The following is a 16,036-nucleotide window of genomic DNA, read 5'->3' as shown; positions in this document are numbered from 1 at the left end:
ATTAAACAAAAATGTATAATATATATACAAGTGTGTAAATTGAATGTATAATAAGCTCATAAAAGACGGATAAAGCTCTCCGCGCAGCGGATCGCGCCGTGTCAAAGACGGTTAGGCGAGAGATGCAGAAACGGATGAAGCTGGCCATAGCACAAATGCTGTGCGTTATGTATAAAATAATACACTATTGTAAAACGTGATGAGCACATCATGGAGGTCGACCCACATGGAAATGGTTATGCGCAATATGTTTCAATCGCTCGCCAAAAGCCGTTCGGCTAACAAAATGGCCAAAAAATACGGACTTCGGTTTGGCGCGGGCCGCTTCGTGGCGGGGGAAACGATTCAGAAAGCGATCGATGCGGTACGCGAGCTGAACCGTGAAGGCAAGGTAGTCACGCTTGACCACCTGGGCGAGTTTGTATTTACCGAAGAGGAAGCGAACGAATCCGCCGACATGTGCTTGAGGACGCTGGATGCGATTCATCAGGCAGGCGTTACTTCGAACCTCTCGCTCAAAATGACGTCGCTCGGGCTCGATATCAGCCGCGAGCTTTGCATGAACAACATGCGCCGCATTTTGGATCGGGCCAAGCAATACGGCAACTTTGTGCGGATCGATATGGAGGATTTCGCGCACTGTCAAATCTCGTTCGATATTCTTCGCGAGCTGCGCCGGGAATACGATAATGTCGGGATCGTCGTTCAAGCTTATTTGTACAGAACGATGCAGGATATCAACGATCTGAAAGACATGCGTCTTAACCTCCGCTTGGTGAAGGGAGCCTACAAGGAATCCCCCGAAGTAGCGTTCCCGGAGAAAAAGGACGTCGACGCCAATTTCCGTGCCATCATTAAACAACATTTGCTGGACGGCAATTATGCGGCGATCGCCACCCATGACGAAACGGTCATTACAGATATGAAGGCGTTCATCAAGGAAAAAGGCATTTCGAACGATCAATTCGAATTCCAAATGCTGTTCGGGATCTGCGTCGATTTGCAGAAGCGTCTTGTAGACGAGGGTTACCGCGTGCGGGTTTATGTGCCTTACGGCATCGATTGGTTCGGCTATTTCATGCGCAGACTGGCCGAACGGCCGGCTAACGTATGGTTCGTGCTCAAAAACATGTTTAAATAATCAATCGTTCCTTTTCGATTCAAAAATACGCTTAAAGGGGAGACTCCCATGACACAATTGAAAACGACTATCGCGCCTTTCGTAACCGAACCGTTCACGAACTTCAACCTGCCGGAAAACAAGCAAGCGATGGAAACGGCGCTGGCTAAAGTAAAAAGCGAGCTGGGCAAAGATTACCCGCTGCACATCGGTTCGGAGAAAATCGTGACCGAGGACAAAATCGTGTCGATCAACCCGGGAAATATCGACCAAACGATCGGTACCGTCAGCAAAGCGAGCAAAGAACTGGCTGAGAAAGCGATGCAAACCGCAGTGGCGACATTCGAGACGTGGAAAAAGGTTCCTGCGCGCGAACGCGCGGAATTCCTGTTCGAGGCCGCTAAACGGATGCGCGAGCGCAAACACGAGTTTTCTGCATGGATGGTATTCGAAGCCGGTAAAAACTATGCGGAAGCGGACGCCGATACGGCGGAAGCGATCGATTTCATGGAGTATTATGCCCGTGAAATGATTCGCTTAAGCGAGACGTCGATTCATCAGCCGCTAGTGAAGCTGGAAGGCGAGGACAACCGTCTTACGTATATCCCGCTTGGCGTCGGCGTGGTGATTCCGCCTTGGAACTTCCCGCTTGCGATCTGCGTCGGCATGACGACTGCGGCTATCGTGTCCGGCAATACGGTCGTGCTGAAGCCGGCTTCGACAACACCGGTTATCGCGCACAAGTTCGTCGAGCTGATGGAAGAAATCGGCTTGCCGGACGGCGTATTGAACTTCATTCCGGGAAGCGGCGCGGAAGTGGGCGACTACTTGACGCTGCACCCCAAAACGCGTTTTATCAGCTTTACGGGCTCGAAGGAAGTCGGCCTGCATATCAACCGTCTTGCGGCGCAAACGTCGGAAGGGCAAATTTGGATCAAACGTCTCGTAGCGGAAATGGGCGGTAAAGACGGCATCGTCGTGGACGAAACGGCGGACTTGGATGCGGCTGCTTCGGCGATCGTCGCTTCGGCCTTCGGCTTCCAAGGGCAGAAGTGTTCCGCCGGCTCCCGTGCCATTATCGTCGAGTCGGTCTACGACGAAGTGGTCGAAAAGGTTGCCGCGCTGGCTAGCAAGCTGGTTGTCGGCCTGCCGGAGCAAAACTATCCGATCGGACCTGTCGTCGACAAAACGTCGTACGAACGCATTCTGAACTACATCGAGATCGGCAAAACGGAAGGCCGTTTGCTCGTAGGCGGAGGCAAAGCGGAAGGCAACGGCTACTATATTCAGCCGACTGTCATCGCCGATGTGGACGGGAAAGCGCGCATTATGCAGGAAGAAATTTTCGGGCCGGTGCTTGCGATCGCCAAAGCGAAGGACTGGAAGCAAGCGATCGACATGTTTAACGATACCGAGTTCGGTTTGACGGGCGCCTTCTTCTCTGCGGTTGAAGAGCGGATCGAAGAAGCGCTGGAGACCGTGCATTGCGGTAACTTGTACATTAACCGCAAATGTACGGGCGCGCTTGTCGGCGTGCATCCGTTCGGCGGATTCAACATGTCGGGCACCGATTCGAAAGCGGGCGGCCATGACTACCTGCTCCTCTTTACGCAGGCTAAGCTGACTTCGCGCAAATTGTAATTTTCTTACAGGGGACTGTCCCAACAGGTCTTAAATGGCTGTGGGGCGGTCCTTTTTTCTTTGCGTGGAATATGGATTCGTTCAGGCAAATTGCGACTATATTGTCTGAGAAAGAATCTTTCGGGGACAAGTCTTATGCATGATGTTTGAAATATTATTTCATAAAAATATAAAATATTGATTTTAAAATTTCACAACTTGTATAATGAGGGTATATAACGATTTTTAGGGTCCCGTCATCGGGATAACTGAAATGAGGCAATACTGCGTTTCAGCGAGAGATAGAATAGGACGCAAACGTAGATACGGAAGGGAGACAACATGAAGGAACTGGCGGAACGAATCGCAGCCATGAGCTTGCGGCAAAAAATCGGACAAATGATACAAGCGGGCTTTGAAGGTTTGGAGCCGAATGAGTCGATTACGGAGCTGATCGAGAAGCACCACCTGGGCGGCGTCATCCTGTTTGCCCGCAACATCGGATCGCTAGATCAGGTGGCGTCCTTAAACGAGCGGCTGCAGAAATCGGCCGTCCATGCGGGCACGCTGCCGCTTTGGATCTCCATCGACCAGGAGGGAGGCATGGTGGCCCGCATCACGGAGGGTGTGGCGCTGATGCCCGGCAATATGGCGATTGCCGCGGGCGGCTCGGCGGATTCGGCGTACCGCTCCGCATACGTTTCGGGACGGGAGCTGAGGGCTCTGGGCATTAACTTGAACTTCGCTCCGGTGCTCGATGTGAACGTCAACCCGGACAATCCGGTTATCGGAGTCCGCTCATTCGGAGAATCTCCGGAAGAAGTCGGCCGTTTCGGCATAGCGGCGATCCGCGGCTATCAGGAAGCGGATGTGGTTGCTACGGCGAAGCATTTTCCGGGGCACGGGGACACGAATGTCGATTCCCATCTGGACCTGCCGACCATCACGCATAGCAGGGAGCGAATCGAGCAAGTCGAGCTTGCGCCGTTCCGCCGTGCGATCGCGGGAGGCGTCGATGCGATCATGTCGTCGCATATTTACTTTCCGGCATTCGAATCGCAGAAGCTGCCTGCTACGTTGTCGCATGCCGTACTTACCGGCCTGCTCCGGCAGGAGCTCGGCTACGAAGGTGTCATCATGACGGACTGTATGGAGATGCAGGCGATCTCCGACCATTACGGTACGGTTCGGGCTGCAGTAATGGCCGTTGAAGCGGGGGCCGATACCGTTCTGATCAGCCATCGGTTCGATCTGCAGGCGGGAGCGATCGAAGCGCTCGTGGAAGCGGTGGAATCCGGACGCATTAGTGAAGCGCGTATCGACGAATCGGTCATGCGGCTGCTTGCGCTGAAGCAAAAACGCGGCTTGCTTGCGGGCGGCCCGCCATCGGACGGCAAGGACGGTTACTTGCCGTTTGCGCAGATCGGCAGCGCCGAGCACCGCGAGGTTGCTCGCCGCATCAGCGAAGCCAGCATCACGCTTGTCAAAGACGAGCAAGGACTGCTTCCGCTGGCTGCGGTAAAGACGCTCGTCATCAGCTTCGAAGCGGCTGTGTCCTCCTTCGTCGACGAGGCGATCGCGATCAAGACGACGCTCGGCAATGCGCTTTCGGTTGAAGGGGTTGACGCCGAGGAAGTTGTCATCCCGGTTGCCGAAGCGTCGAGCCGCCTGGCGAATACGCTTGAACGTGCCCAGTCGCCCGAGTACGCACAGATTGTCATCGGTACCTACAACGCATCGCTGAACCCTGCGCAAGCCGAGCTGGTTCAAGCCGTGCATGCTCTCGGCAAAAAGCTCGTCGTCGTCGCATTGCGGATTCCTTACGATTTGCGCCGGTTCCCGGACGTTTCCACGTATTTGGCTGCCTACGAGTCGAGGCCCCTGGCGCTGCAAAGCGCCGCCAAGGTGTTGACCGGCAAGATTGCGGCAGAGGGGAAGCTCCCTGTAACGTTGTAAGCAGGGGCGAAGAGGGGGGCCGCCTGTTCGTAACCGCGGACGTGATACGGCGGCGGAAATGATAGCCGTCTATGGCTATGGCCGCCGCCAGTCAACTCGCCCGGATTATCTCGGCGATATAGCCGAAACTGGCTGGATCGCCGGGATTAAGAGCCCCTGGAGACTGCTAATTTCCTCGATTAACCGGAAACGAGGGAATTAGGCGACGCAAAAGACTCTTATCTCCGGCGAAATAGCCGAAACTTGCTGGATCGCCGGGATTAAGAGCCCCTAGAGGCCGCTAATTCCCTCGATTAACTGAAACAAGGGAATTAGGCGACGTCAGGGGCTTCTAATACAGAGAAAACTGTCTAAAAGGGTTGAGGCGCTCTGTTCCGAGACTGCAATCAACGGACAGTTTTCCATAATGAACGAATAAACCTCCGAATCCGCTATCATGTGTAAGCGGATTGGAGGTTTATTTGTCAATCATGTAGAACCGATTTCCATAGGAAGTCAACATGCCTTGTAGCGGGCGCCCTCTGTTGCAATAACGGATTTTCGAGGCGCTAAAAGATCGATTCCGCAGAAGATGGGGATATTAGCGGACTGAGAGGGCCTTATACAAGATATTGCCGCCTGCATAGGGCTGAACGAATACAAATAACGCCGCGAAAATCCGTTAAGCCTCGCTCATGCAGAGAACACTTCAAAATAGCGCCTCTAAAATCCGCTAAGTTTCACTCATCCAGAGCCTCATATATCCGTTATTCCGGCTGCTTGCCGCCGCTCCTACAAGCTTCTTACCCCAAGCCGTACTCCCGCATTTTGTTATAGAGCGTCGCCCGGGAAATGCCGAGCAGCTTGGCTGCGGCGCTTTTATTGCCGTATGTTTTGCGCAGCGCTTCCTCGATCATGGCCGCTTCCTGCTCCTCGGACACGCGGGCTTTCAGAAGCATGTCCGTGCCCGCATCTTCGACCGCGTCTTCGCCGGTATCGGCGAGCATTTCCTTTGGCACGTCTTCGAGACGGACCGTTCCGTTGTCCTGCTGCAGCAGGACGAAACGCTCGGCCACTTGCTGCAGCTCGCGTACGTTGCCCGGCCAGTCATAGTTCATAAGCGCCGACATAACCGGCGTATCCAGCCTTGGCAGCGGCTTCTGGTATTTGGCGCTGAATTGCCGCAGGAAAAACTGAACAAGCTGCGGGATGTCTTCCGTACGCTCGCGGAGCGGCGGAATCGTAATGCTGACGGCGCTTAATTTGTAGTAGAGCGAGCTTTTGAAAATGCCCTGCTTCCATTTGTCATATAAGACGGGTGCCGCAGAGGCGATAATCCGGGCGTTTACCCGAATAGGCTCAGGGAAGCCGGGGCGGGTGAAGGAGCCCTGCTCGATCGTTTGCAGCAGCTTTACCTGAAGCTCTGCGGGCAGCTCGTCGATTTCGTCAATGAACAAGGTGCCGCCGCCGGCTTGCTCCAGCTTGCCGGGTCTCGCTTCCGGCTCGGCGCCGGTAAAGGCGCCGCTCTGGTAGCCGAACAGCTCGGTCTCCAGAATGCCGGCAGGGAACGCTCCACAATTGACGGAGAGGAACGGCCCGTTCTGCCTGGCGCTGGCATCGTGTACGGCCTGGGCGAGCAGCTCGTTCTCCGAGCCATGCTCCCCGATAAGCAGCACCGCGCTGTCAGTGGAGGCGACCTTAAGCGCCTGCTTGATCGCCGGCTGCATGCCGTCCACGCTCATGAACAGGTCGACCGGGCGCTCATGTTCAAGCCATAAGGGAGCCTCGTACAGCTCCTTATTCAAGCGGACAACCCGCGTAATGTCGTGCTCGGTGGCGATGCCGCCGATAATTTCATTCGCTTCGACAATCGGCGAGGCGTTAATAAGCACGTGCTTGTCCGCCGTCGGCTGGTGGTACACCTGCCGGACCGTGCGCCCTTCGTCCAAAATCCGGTAGAGCATGATCGATTCCGCTTCGAAATGCTCGCCGATCGTTTGTCCGACGATCTGCTCGCGCTTGATATCGTACGTCTGCTCCGCCGCCGTGTTCCAGCAGAGCACCTTGCCGAATTTGTCCACGGCTGTAACCGCATCGCCGACCGTCTCCGCAAGCGTCATGAAATAGGCCCACAGCTGTTTGTGTTCCTTGATCAGCCGCGGAGCCAGTTCGGCGGCGGTGACGATGCCGTCCCAGCCGCCGCCCGCTTCGCGGCGGATCAGCAGAGGCCGGGCCCAGTCGGGGTCAGCGGACGACAGCTCTTCCGCGGTTAAGACGGAGGAGGGGGCGATCGCGGCTTTTTCCAAGGCTTCGATCACCGGTCGTTGACCGGCCTCCTCCGCTGCCGCGGCAAATTCGTTTGCGGTAAGCACGTAAGGCGGATCGCTTTCGATGACGACGTACGGCTCGGCTTTATGCTGTTTGGAAGCCTCCGCACCCGAGAGCTTAGGGGAAACGGAGACGTAGGAACGAATTAGGGGAAGATGACCGAACCGGAGCATAGACGTTTCCTTTCGTAGCAGGTATGCGCGTTTTTCAACGATTATACCATAATTAGCGGACCTTAATGACGCGGTTACTCGTCTTGATCCGTCAAAATATAGGGGCCGTCGGCCGTAATCGCAACCGTGTGCTCATACTGGCAGGACAAGCCTCCGTCGATCGTGCGGGCCGTCCAGCCGTCGGCGTCGATCTGCGTACCGTACGCCCCGGTGTTGATCATCGGTTCGATCGTGATGACCATGCCTTCCTTAAGCCGAAGTCCGCGTCCCGGAGGGCCGTAGTGGGGAACATGAGGGTCCTCGTGAATCGTCTGCCCGATCGCATGCCCGGTAAAATCGCGCACCACCGAATACCCGCGTTCTTCCGCGAACGACTGGATTGCATGCGAAATATCGCCGATTCGGTTGCCCGGTCTCGCTTGCGCGATTCCCCGGTACAGCGCCTCTTTGGTCGTGGCCATCAGGTTTTCCGCTTCCTTGGAGACGGTTCCGACCGCGTAGCACCAAGCCGAGTCGGCCAGCCAGCCGTTCAGGTTGACGACCATGTCGATTTTGACGATATCGCCGTTCTGCAGAGGCTCGCGCTTCGGAAAGCCATGGCAGATGACATCGTTAATGGAAGCGCACGTAGCGTATTCGTAGCCCCGGTAGCCGATTTGCTCCGGCGTAGCGCCGTGGCTGCGCATGTAGGATTCGGCGAATTGGTCGATTTCCCAGGTCGTTACGCCTGGTTTGATCATCCGGCGGATTTCTTTATGAATGTCGGCGAGAATTTGGCCGGCTTGCTTCATGCGAGCGATTTGCTCTTTTGTTTTAATGGTAACCAAAGCGGGCCCTCCTTTAATCGTACAGATGTCATGGTTTGGGTTTACGGCGCCCCGTTGGGCGCCCTGTATGCCCCTATAGTATCAATATAAGCGGATGAAGGCAAAAGGGAACCGATCTTTTTCCGTAAAACGGGCATTCGCCCATAAACTTCGGGCGGATGTCACATATACTGTTGATGAAATCGCCCACACGCCGGAAAGCGATGCGGGCCAAATACCGGATAAAGGGGATTAAAAATATGTATATGTATAGACAAATACCATCTAATTATTACTGGGTGGTGCCGGGCACGACCGAAGACGGACGCATATTCGGCGGGCTATTTCCCGGCGGCGGTATGTTCCCCGGCGGAAGCCCGGGCATGCCGGGCGGACCCGGATTTCCCGGCGGCGGCCCAGGGATGCCAGGCGGACCCGGATTTCCCGGCGGCGGCCCAGGGATGCCGGGCGGACCGGGATTCCCCGGCGGCGGCCCAGGGATGCCGGGCGGACCGGGATTCCCCGGCGGCGGCCCAGGGATGCCGGGCGGACCCGGATTCCCCGGCGGAGGCCCGGGCATGCCGGGCGGACCGGGCCAAGCGGGAATGCCGCAATCGCCGCCGCCCAATATTACGCCGACGAAACCGGTAAAGTCTCAGGGCCCTAGCGCGTTTGCCGTAAGTCCCGGCTCGATCCGGCCATGTACGTTCCGTTTCGTCTACATTTGGCAGCGTAACGGAGATCAATATTGGGCCTTCCTGACGAATGTCAGTCATCGTTCGGCTTCGGGCTTCCGCTGGAACGGCTTCTGGTGGCAATATTTCGGCGTCGATCTCCGTCAAATTGACGAATTCCAATGCTATTGATTCGAACGAGAAAGGGTTAGGTTCAAGGGCGCTTGCTTGGTTAAACCGAGCGGGCGTCTTTTTTTCTACGGAAGGTTTTGCTAAAATGGTCAGAAGCGCAGCTATGCGGAGGGTACCCTCTCAAGCCGGAGCCGTTCGGCCGGAGGCGGTCATGTCTCCGATGGTGTTTGGTTGAGAATGTGCGGGCCCGAGGCGATAGCAGCGAAGCAAAGTAGCTGGGAAGTAGAATTGCACACGTTTACATAAAGACAGAAAGCCCCTTAAAGGAGATGTATGAAGCCATGCTTCTAGGCATTGATATCGGCACGACGAACAGCAAGGCCGGGTTGTATACGGAAGACGGGAAGGCGGTTGCGATCGAAAGCCGCAGAACGGTGACCCACACGCACAGTGACGGGTATGCCTACTACGATCCGGAGGAAATGTGGGAAAGCATCGCTTCTGCAATCCGGACGGTACTCCTGCAGGCCGGAGAGCCTCGGGTTGCGGCAATAGGCATTACAAGCATGGCGGAGAGCGGACTTCTTGTCGACCGGGAAACCGGACAAGCCCGGTCCCCGTTCATGCCTTGGTTCGATACGTGCTCGCAGGCGCAAGCCGACCGGATCGGGCAAGAGTCGGATCCGTTCGATTTATTTCAGCAAACGGGGCTTCGCAACAGCTTCAAAATGGGGCTCGCCAAGCTGCTGTGGATTCGCGACCGGTTTCCGGAGGCGCTGAAGGGTCCGGTCACGTGGCTTTCGGCGTCCAGCTACATCGCGTACAGGCTTTCTGGCAGCATGGCGATCGACTATTCGCTGGCGGCGCGGACATTGGCGTTCCGCATCGACCAAAAGAGCTGGAACCAAGAATGGCTCGCCCATTTCGGACTGGACGAATCGCTCTTTCCCCAGGCGCTGCCGAGCGGTGCTAGGGCAGGGGACGTCACGGCTGCGGCAGCCGCTGCAACAGGACTTGCGCAGGGGACGCCGGTAGCGGTTGCCGGCCATGATCACGTCATCGCAGCCCTTGCCGTCGGCTCGATCGAGCCGGGCGTCGTTTACGACTCGATGGGGACGGCGGAGACGCTAGTCGGTACGCTGGAGGAGCGGCCGCTGACCCGTAAGCAGTTTGATTCCGGGTTGTCCTACGGCTGCTATGTCGTGCCGAACCGCCATTTCTGGATGGGCGGCAATTCCGCCTCAGGAGGTTCCGTCGAATGGCTGCGGGCCCAATTCGGCGAGGAACCGATGAGCTACGAGCAGCTGATCAGGCTGCTTGACGCCGTAAAACCGGGTCCTACCGGTATTCTTTATTATCCATACTTGTCGGGCAGCGGAGCCCCGTCACCCAACCCGCGCGCCAAGGCGGCGTTCATCGGCTTCACCGGCAAGCAGGGCAAGGGCGAGCTGATCAAGGCGGTGCTGGAAGGGACCGCGTACCAGCTGCAGTTAATCCGCAGCTCCGCGGAAGAGATTGCCGGCAGTCCGATCGACAAGCTGCTCGTCGTAGGCGGCGGAACGCGCAACCGGCAATGGCTGCAGGTGAAGGCCGACGTGCTGAACTGCGCGCTGGAGGTGCCGCCGATCGAAGAGGCGACGCTGCTCGGGGCTGCCATGGCCGCAGGCATCGGCTGCGGCGTCTACGGGTCGCCGGACGAAGCGGTGAAGGCGGTTCGCACGTCCGGTTCCTCCCGTATCGATGCGGACGGAGAGCGCCACGAGGCTTACCGCAAGCTGTACGAAACCGGCTATGTGCCGTTGCTTGCGGCGCTGGGTCAGTTTTACCGTCAATAGCATAGTTGTCCTCGACACCGCCGCAGGCTGACTGCGGCGGTTTTTATTTTTTTCTATAGCGAGCAGGGATTTGACCGGCAAACGCGAATTACAAACATATGTTCTTATAAAATACCGTTTTGGAGGAGAGCTTATGTCAAACAAAGAGCAGCTGGTTCAATCGATGGAGAAGTGGATCGCTTTTGCGGAATCGCTGCACGGGATGGACGAGCGCACATGGACGACGCCGATCGGGGAGGGCAAGTGGGCGCCGCGGGATATCGTCAGCCACATGATGCTGTGGGACCGGTATTATATGGAGACCGCCGTTGCCAGAGCGCGTAACGGGGAGCCGCTGACGCTCGCGAATCTGGATTTCGAACAATTTAACAGGGAAGCGGCTGCGTACGGCACAACCAAGAGCCGAAACGAGCTGCTGGAAGAAGCAACCGAGGTTCGTCGGGCAATCGTCGGTCACTTGAGAGCCATTCCGGAGGAGCAGTATGGTACGGCTTATGCCGCGGTCGACTGCAAATTCGTCGTGATCGAATATATCGCCGACTTCGCCTGGCATGACGAGCATCATATGCAGCAGATTGCATCCCTCGCGGTTGTTAACAAGCCGTAGTCCTGCAAAATCAAGAAACCCGGCTGACCGTCAGCCGGGTTCTTTTTTGAAGACGCTCGCCTGCTTTGGCCAAGGCGGGGGCCGGAAACCGGGCTATTGCGCCGTTTTGTCGTGCCCTTCTTTCGTGACGGCGCCTACCGGATTCGTCGTGCTTTTGGCTTGATCGATCGTATCGTTGACGAATGCCATATCCTGATTTTTCGGCTTCATATTGCGAGTGCCTTCGTAGTTTCCTTCATGCGTGCGGTTTTCCATGTTGACGGCCTCCTTTTGAGATAGTGACAACCATTTCTAACATGTGCCAAATCGGCCGTTTTTATAAAATCCCGATTTTCGGTAACCTCCGGTTCCAGAAGATGCTAAAAGGCGGTACTCTCGGAAGCGCAAAAAAGCCTCCATCGCCGCGGAGGAACCGCAGGTTGGAGACAGAGATATGCCGGCGTGATTAGTCTTAGGGGAGATGAACCGTTTTGATATGGTGCATATTCCAATAGAACGTCTCGCCGTTAGCCGTAACGAGCTCGAGCTGCAGGTCCTCGAAGCTTTTGAGAAGCCCGATTTTGCGAGGATGTTCATCCATGTCTAGAACGACGAATTTCCCTTCCAGCTTCTTGATTTGCTGCTCGAACGTCCGGGCTAGCGTAATATTGGAAGGTTTGACCGGGAAATACTCCTGATTGAGCGAGTAAGGAGTCATGTCCTGCTGATACGGGATCAAATATTTCAAATGGTTCATGGAAATGAAAACCGTATGATAAACGGGCGAGTAGAACACGAAATAGTCGTTCATGATGCCTGTCAAGTAACCATGAATCGAGTGACCGCCGGATGTGTATATTTCCAGAAAAAGCCCTTTGGCGTTAACGAGCATTTTGCGGTAGGAAATGGGCTCCGCATGGTTCTCGATCGGCTGCTCGGGCAGTTCGGAAATCGTGAGATCGGTCGTGCTCAGCTTCACGCTTTGGATATGCACGAGTGGGATGTACAAATAGTGGAACCCGTCGTGAATGACCATAATGTCGCTGCCAAGGTCGATTAGCAACCCGGTAATCACGCCTTTCCCGGATATGTTCACGTCGATATGCTTACCTAGGAAATTTCGAATGCCATTCAATATCGGCTGCCTCCCTTCCGGATAGTCAATGGAAAAGCGTAGTCCAGCCTTACAAGCCAAGCAGTCTTGCGAAAAGTCATACACTTACCCCGACAGGGACGCCGGAGGCAGAAGCCGCCGGCGCATCTGACAGGAGAGAAGAAATTTTTTGACGGGGCGGTAAGACAGCACGGCTGCGATCTTGAATGAATATCGATGCCGCAACCGCCATACCTCCGCCGCTACTGAGAGCAAGGACAGTCAAGAAGCATAGCAGGCTGGTCGAAACGTATAACCGAACGCCGGAGCCTTTGGCTAAGCGGATGAGCTTCCAAGCCGACCACCGGGCCATGCCGGTGTTTTCAAGCCCGCCGACGTGACGATCGCCGCTGCAAGAGGGATGGCCGTCCCCGAAGCGATTCCTGCATGGCGGCTTAGGACTGCCGGCGGGACGATACCGGCCGCGGGAAGCGATGCGGCTAGGAATGCGGTCGGTATCGGCTCGGTTGCGCTGCGGGACCGTCATAGGAATACGAATCCCGGCAGGGCGACCGTAAAGCCGGCGAAGAAGTTGCTGATCAAGCATTGGAGCTCGCTTTGTGACGGAAAGGAAGGTTGGAGGAATCGGGTGCTTCGTTCGTTTCGACGAATTCGGCTGGCGGGTTCGTTTGAGGTTTAAGCAGCATATAGAGCATGAAGCCTGCGAGAATCGAAATGAGATACGGCAGCAGTATCATAGGTTATCCCTCCCTTATCGGTGCATAGAGAACGGGAAGGGTTACTTGGCGCGAACGTTCGCCCGGACTTTAGCCGTGCTTTTGCCGGCAACGCGCGTTCTGGCTTGCTTACGCCCGCCGTAAGTGGTGCGCGTACGTCCGCTGTAAACGTTGCGTCTGCGTCCGCGGCGTTCGCTGCGTTCGCTGCGCTCGTCGCTACGGCCGCTGCGGTCGTAGTCTCTCGTGTTGCCGCGGCGGTTTCTGCCGGACTTGTCGTTTTTGCCGCCGGACTTGTTTTTGTTTTTGTCGTTCTTGTCATTCTTGTCATTCTTGTCGTTCTTGTCGTTTTTGTTGTTCGCGTTGGCGTTGCCGTTACCGTCGTTTTTGTCGTTATTGCCGGTATAGAGCGAGATGGATTTGACGTGGTAAGTCGGGATGCGGATGATGTCTTTGTTGACGACGACGATCATATAATCTTCATTGGCGTCGGTCAGTACGCCTTCGATTTTCTCAGGGCCGCCGCGGTTGATCGTGACGACGTTCGGGCGCAGTTTTTCGAGAACTTCGGAAAATTTGCTGGCATGCACATATTCAGGGCTGCTGCTGTACGTGATTTTGCTGTTGGCATTGCCATTGTTGTTGCCGTTTTGACCGTTTTGGCCGCCGATGACTTCATTGAAGCTCTTGATGTGTTTCAGGTTGAAGTAGCAAATGCCGTTGCCTTCGCCGGTATCCAGAACCAGAAAGTCGTTCTTGACGTCTATCAATTTCCCCCAGACTGCGTCGTGCCCTCCTCTGTTCACTTTAAACTCTTTGCCTACCATGGACTTCAGATAGCTGTGTCCTGCCATTTGATTGTTCCCCTTTCGGTTATCATTGGTGGTGCTTTGTACTTTATATATACGTATCCCTTATTTAAGAGGTACTAGCCAAACAACTAGATTCTCGGAAATTCCACCTTTATCTATCAGTGTTTCGCGGAGTACTGCTAGTGTAGACAAGGCTTTTGGGTTGCCGTCCGCAACGTGGTAAAATACAGTTGACGCGAAGCCGCTTCTATAAGAATAGAAAAGGTGCTGCGAAAACGGTGCGCGACGTTAGTAGAATGGAAGTGCCGCAAGCCGAGAAGGAATGTTACTAGGATTCGGGAGGAGCGATCGAGGGATGAAATTCAGCGAGTTTTCGTACCGGAGGCCGGATATGGCCAAGCTGGAGGAACAATTCAATGCATGGTTAAGCAAGCTGGAGCAGGCGGAGACGGCGGAGACGCAGATGGAAGCGCTGGCGGCGATCAACAAGCTGCGGGGCGAATACCGGACGATGGCGTCTATCGCCGGTGTCCGTCATACGGTCGATACGAACGATCCGTTCTATAAGGCGGAGCAAGAATTCGACGATGAGGCGCAGCCTGTCGTGCAAGGCATGACGACGCGGTTGTACGAAGTGCTTGTCCGTTCGCCGTTCCGCCGGGATCTGGAAGCCAAATGGGGAACGCAGCTGTTCAGCCTTGCCGACTTGGCGCTGCGTACGTTCTCGCCTGAGGTGATGGCGGAGCTGCAGCAGGAGAATAAGCTGTCCAGCGACTATACGAGACTGATTGCTTCGGCCAAAATCCCGTTCCAGGGCGAGGAAAGAACGCTTTCGCAGCTCGTGCCGTTCATGCAATCGTCCGACCGCGAGGTACGCAGGCAGGCGGGAGAGGCGAGATACGGCTTTTTCCGCGAGCATGAGGAAGAGCTGGACGGCATCTACGATCAACTGGTCAAGGTGCGTACGTCGATCGCCCGGAAGCTGGGTTACCGCAATTTTGTCGAGCTCGGCTACGCCAGGATGGAGAGAATCGGCTACGATGCGGCTAAGGTGGCCAACTTCCGCGACCAGGTGAAGGTGCACATCGTGCCGGTAGCTTCCAAGCTGAAGGAGCGGCAGCGCGCAAGAATCGGCGTAGACCGGATCCGTTATTACGACGACAAGTACGTGTTCGCGAGCGGCAACGCCAAACCGAAGGGGGATCTCGATTGGATCGTCGATCGGGCGACACGGATGTATGACGAAATGTCGCCGGAGACATCCTCGTTCTTCCGCTATATGCAAGAGCATGAGCTGATGGATCTCGCCAGCAAAAAAGGAAAAGCGGGCGGCGGTTACTGCACGTATTTCCCGGATTACCGTTCGCCGTATATTTTCGCGAATTTCAACGGAACGACAGGGGATGTAGACGTCCTGACGCACGAAATCGGCCATGCGTTCCAAATGTATTTGAGCCGCGACTTCGAGGTGCCGGAATATTACGGACCGACGCTGGAGGCCTGCGAGATTCACTCGATGAGCATGGAATTTTTCGCGTGGCCGTGGGCGGAGCTGTTCTTTAAGGAGGATGCGGACAAATACCGGTTTACCCATTTGAGCGATGCGCTGTTGTTCATTCCGTACGGGGTATCCGTCGATGAATTCCAGCACTTCGTCTATGAGAACCCGGAAGTGACGCCGGCCGAACGGAAGCAAGCATGGCGGGATATCGAGCGCAAGTATTTGCCTCACCGCGATTACGAGGACAACGATTATTTGGAGCGCGGCGGCTTTTGGCACCAGCAAGGGCATATTTTCAGCGCGCCGTTCTACTATATCGACTATACGCTGGCGCAAATTTGCGCGCTCCAGTTCTGGAAGCGGGCGGCTGAGGACCGGCAGGCGGCATGGGCCGACTACCTTCACCTGTGCAAGCTGGGCGGCAGTAAGCCGTTTACGGAGCTGGCCAAGGAAGCGGGGCTGCGCTCGCCGTTCGAGGACGGCTGCGTGGAATCGGTGATCGGACACATCGAGCGGAGTCTTGGCGCAATCGACGACACGAAGCTGTAGGCTGTTCGTTCATGCAGCGCAGGCGGTCGCCTACGTTACAGTGCCGTCTTCATACGTTGGATACTCTCCGTAGGGATTCGGCGCAAGAGTGACGGCGTATGCACGTCCTGCGATTGGACATCGGGCGGCGGAAATGAG

The 16,036-nt window shown here is 55.8% G+C and carries 13 protein-coding genes; 7 read left to right on the top strand and 6 right to left on the bottom strand.

The window, feature by feature from the left end:
* Positions 1-226: 226 nt before the first annotated feature.
* The 3 genes from ACKGJP_RS36065 (at position 227) to nagZ (ending at position 4,696) form a co-directional block, all read left to right on the top strand.
* Entirely contained in the window at positions 227-1,141 is a 915-nt protein-coding gene (locus ACKGJP_RS36065; RefSeq protein WP_409343509.1) for a proline dehydrogenase family protein, read from the top strand.
* Between the two features lie 48 nt (positions 1,142-1,189).
* On the top strand, positions 1,190-2,761 hold the full coding sequence (gene pruA, locus ACKGJP_RS36060) for an L-glutamate gamma-semialdehyde dehydrogenase (RefSeq protein WP_409343508.1): 1,572 nt from the start codon (positions 1,190-1,192) through the stop codon (positions 2,759-2,761).
* Positions 2,762-3,082: 321 nt separating this feature from the next.
* Positions 3,083-4,696, top strand: a complete 1,614-nt coding sequence (gene nagZ, locus ACKGJP_RS36055; RefSeq protein ID WP_409343507.1) for a beta-N-acetylhexosaminidase — start codon at positions 3,083-3,085, stop codon at positions 4,694-4,696.
* A gap of 782 nt (positions 4,697-5,478) precedes the next feature.
* On the opposite strand, the gene ACKGJP_RS36050 is transcribed toward nagZ, so the two are convergent.
* A complete protein-coding gene (locus tag ACKGJP_RS36050; RefSeq protein ID WP_409343506.1) occupies positions 5,479-7,176 on the bottom strand; it encodes a sigma-54 interaction domain-containing protein in 1,698 nt (565 codons plus the stop codon).
* A gap of 74 nt (positions 7,177-7,250) precedes the next feature.
* Entirely contained in the window at positions 7,251-8,003 is a 753-nt protein-coding gene (gene map, locus ACKGJP_RS36045) for a type I methionyl aminopeptidase (RefSeq protein ID WP_409343505.1), read from the bottom strand.
* Between the two features lie 239 nt (positions 8,004-8,242).
* Between map and ACKGJP_RS36040 the strand changes: the two genes are divergently transcribed.
* The 3 genes from ACKGJP_RS36040 to ACKGJP_RS36030 all read left to right on the top strand — a co-directional run bounded on the left by ACKGJP_RS36040 (position 8,243) and on the right by ACKGJP_RS36030 (position 11,230).
* Positions 8,243-8,848: a hypothetical protein gene (locus ACKGJP_RS36040; protein WP_409343504.1), complete on the top strand. Its 606-nt coding sequence runs from the start codon at positions 8,243-8,245 to the stop codon at positions 8,846-8,848.
* 281 nt (positions 8,849-9,129) lie between these two features.
* On the top strand, positions 9,130-10,623 hold the full coding sequence (locus ACKGJP_RS36035; protein WP_409343503.1) for an FGGY-family carbohydrate kinase: 1,494 nt from the start codon (positions 9,130-9,132) through the stop codon (positions 10,621-10,623).
* A gap of 133 nt (positions 10,624-10,756) precedes the next feature.
* A complete protein-coding gene (locus ACKGJP_RS36030; RefSeq protein ID WP_409343502.1) occupies positions 10,757-11,230 on the top strand; it encodes a DinB family protein in 474 nt (157 codons plus the stop codon).
* Positions 11,231-11,323: 93 nt separating this feature from the next.
* Here the strand turns inward: ACKGJP_RS36030 and ACKGJP_RS36025 are convergent, their stop codons facing one another.
* The 4 genes from ACKGJP_RS36025 to ACKGJP_RS36010 all read right to left on the bottom strand — a co-directional run bounded on the left by ACKGJP_RS36025 (position 11,324) and on the right by ACKGJP_RS36010 (position 13,890).
* Complete coding sequence (locus ACKGJP_RS36025) at positions 11,324-11,485, bottom strand: hypothetical protein (protein WP_409343501.1); 162 nt, start codon at positions 11,483-11,485, stop codon at positions 11,324-11,326.
* A gap of 196 nt (positions 11,486-11,681) precedes the next feature.
* Positions 11,682-12,344, bottom strand: coding sequence for a DUF2642 domain-containing protein (locus ACKGJP_RS36020; protein WP_409343500.1), 663 nt, complete (start codon positions 12,342-12,344; stop codon positions 11,682-11,684).
* A 557-nt stretch (positions 12,345-12,901) separates the two neighbouring features.
* Entirely contained in the window at positions 12,902-13,060 is a 159-nt protein-coding gene (locus tag ACKGJP_RS36015; RefSeq protein WP_409343499.1) for a hypothetical protein, read from the bottom strand.
* 41 nt (positions 13,061-13,101) lie between these two features.
* Positions 13,102-13,890 carry a hypothetical protein gene (locus ACKGJP_RS36010; RefSeq protein WP_409343498.1) on the bottom strand — a complete coding sequence of 263 codons (789 nt, stop codon included), beginning with the start codon at positions 13,888-13,890 and terminating at the stop codon, positions 13,102-13,104.
* 313 nt (positions 13,891-14,203) lie between these two features.
* Here ACKGJP_RS36010 and ACKGJP_RS36005 point away from each other — a divergent pair, with 313 nt between their 5' ends.
* On the top strand, positions 14,204-15,898 hold the full coding sequence (locus tag ACKGJP_RS36005; protein ID WP_409343497.1) for a M3 family oligoendopeptidase: 1,695 nt from the start codon (positions 14,204-14,206) through the stop codon (positions 15,896-15,898).
* Positions 15,899-16,036 lie beyond the last annotated feature (138 nt).

It is taken from the genome of Paenibacillus litoralis (assembly GCF_046244365.1).
Taxonomy (GTDB): Bacteria; Bacillota; Bacilli; order Paenibacillales; family NBRC-103111; genus Paenibacillus_V.
The sequence above is the reverse complement of the archived record's forward strand: the minus strand, read 5'-3'. Positions and strand labels throughout refer to the sequence as shown.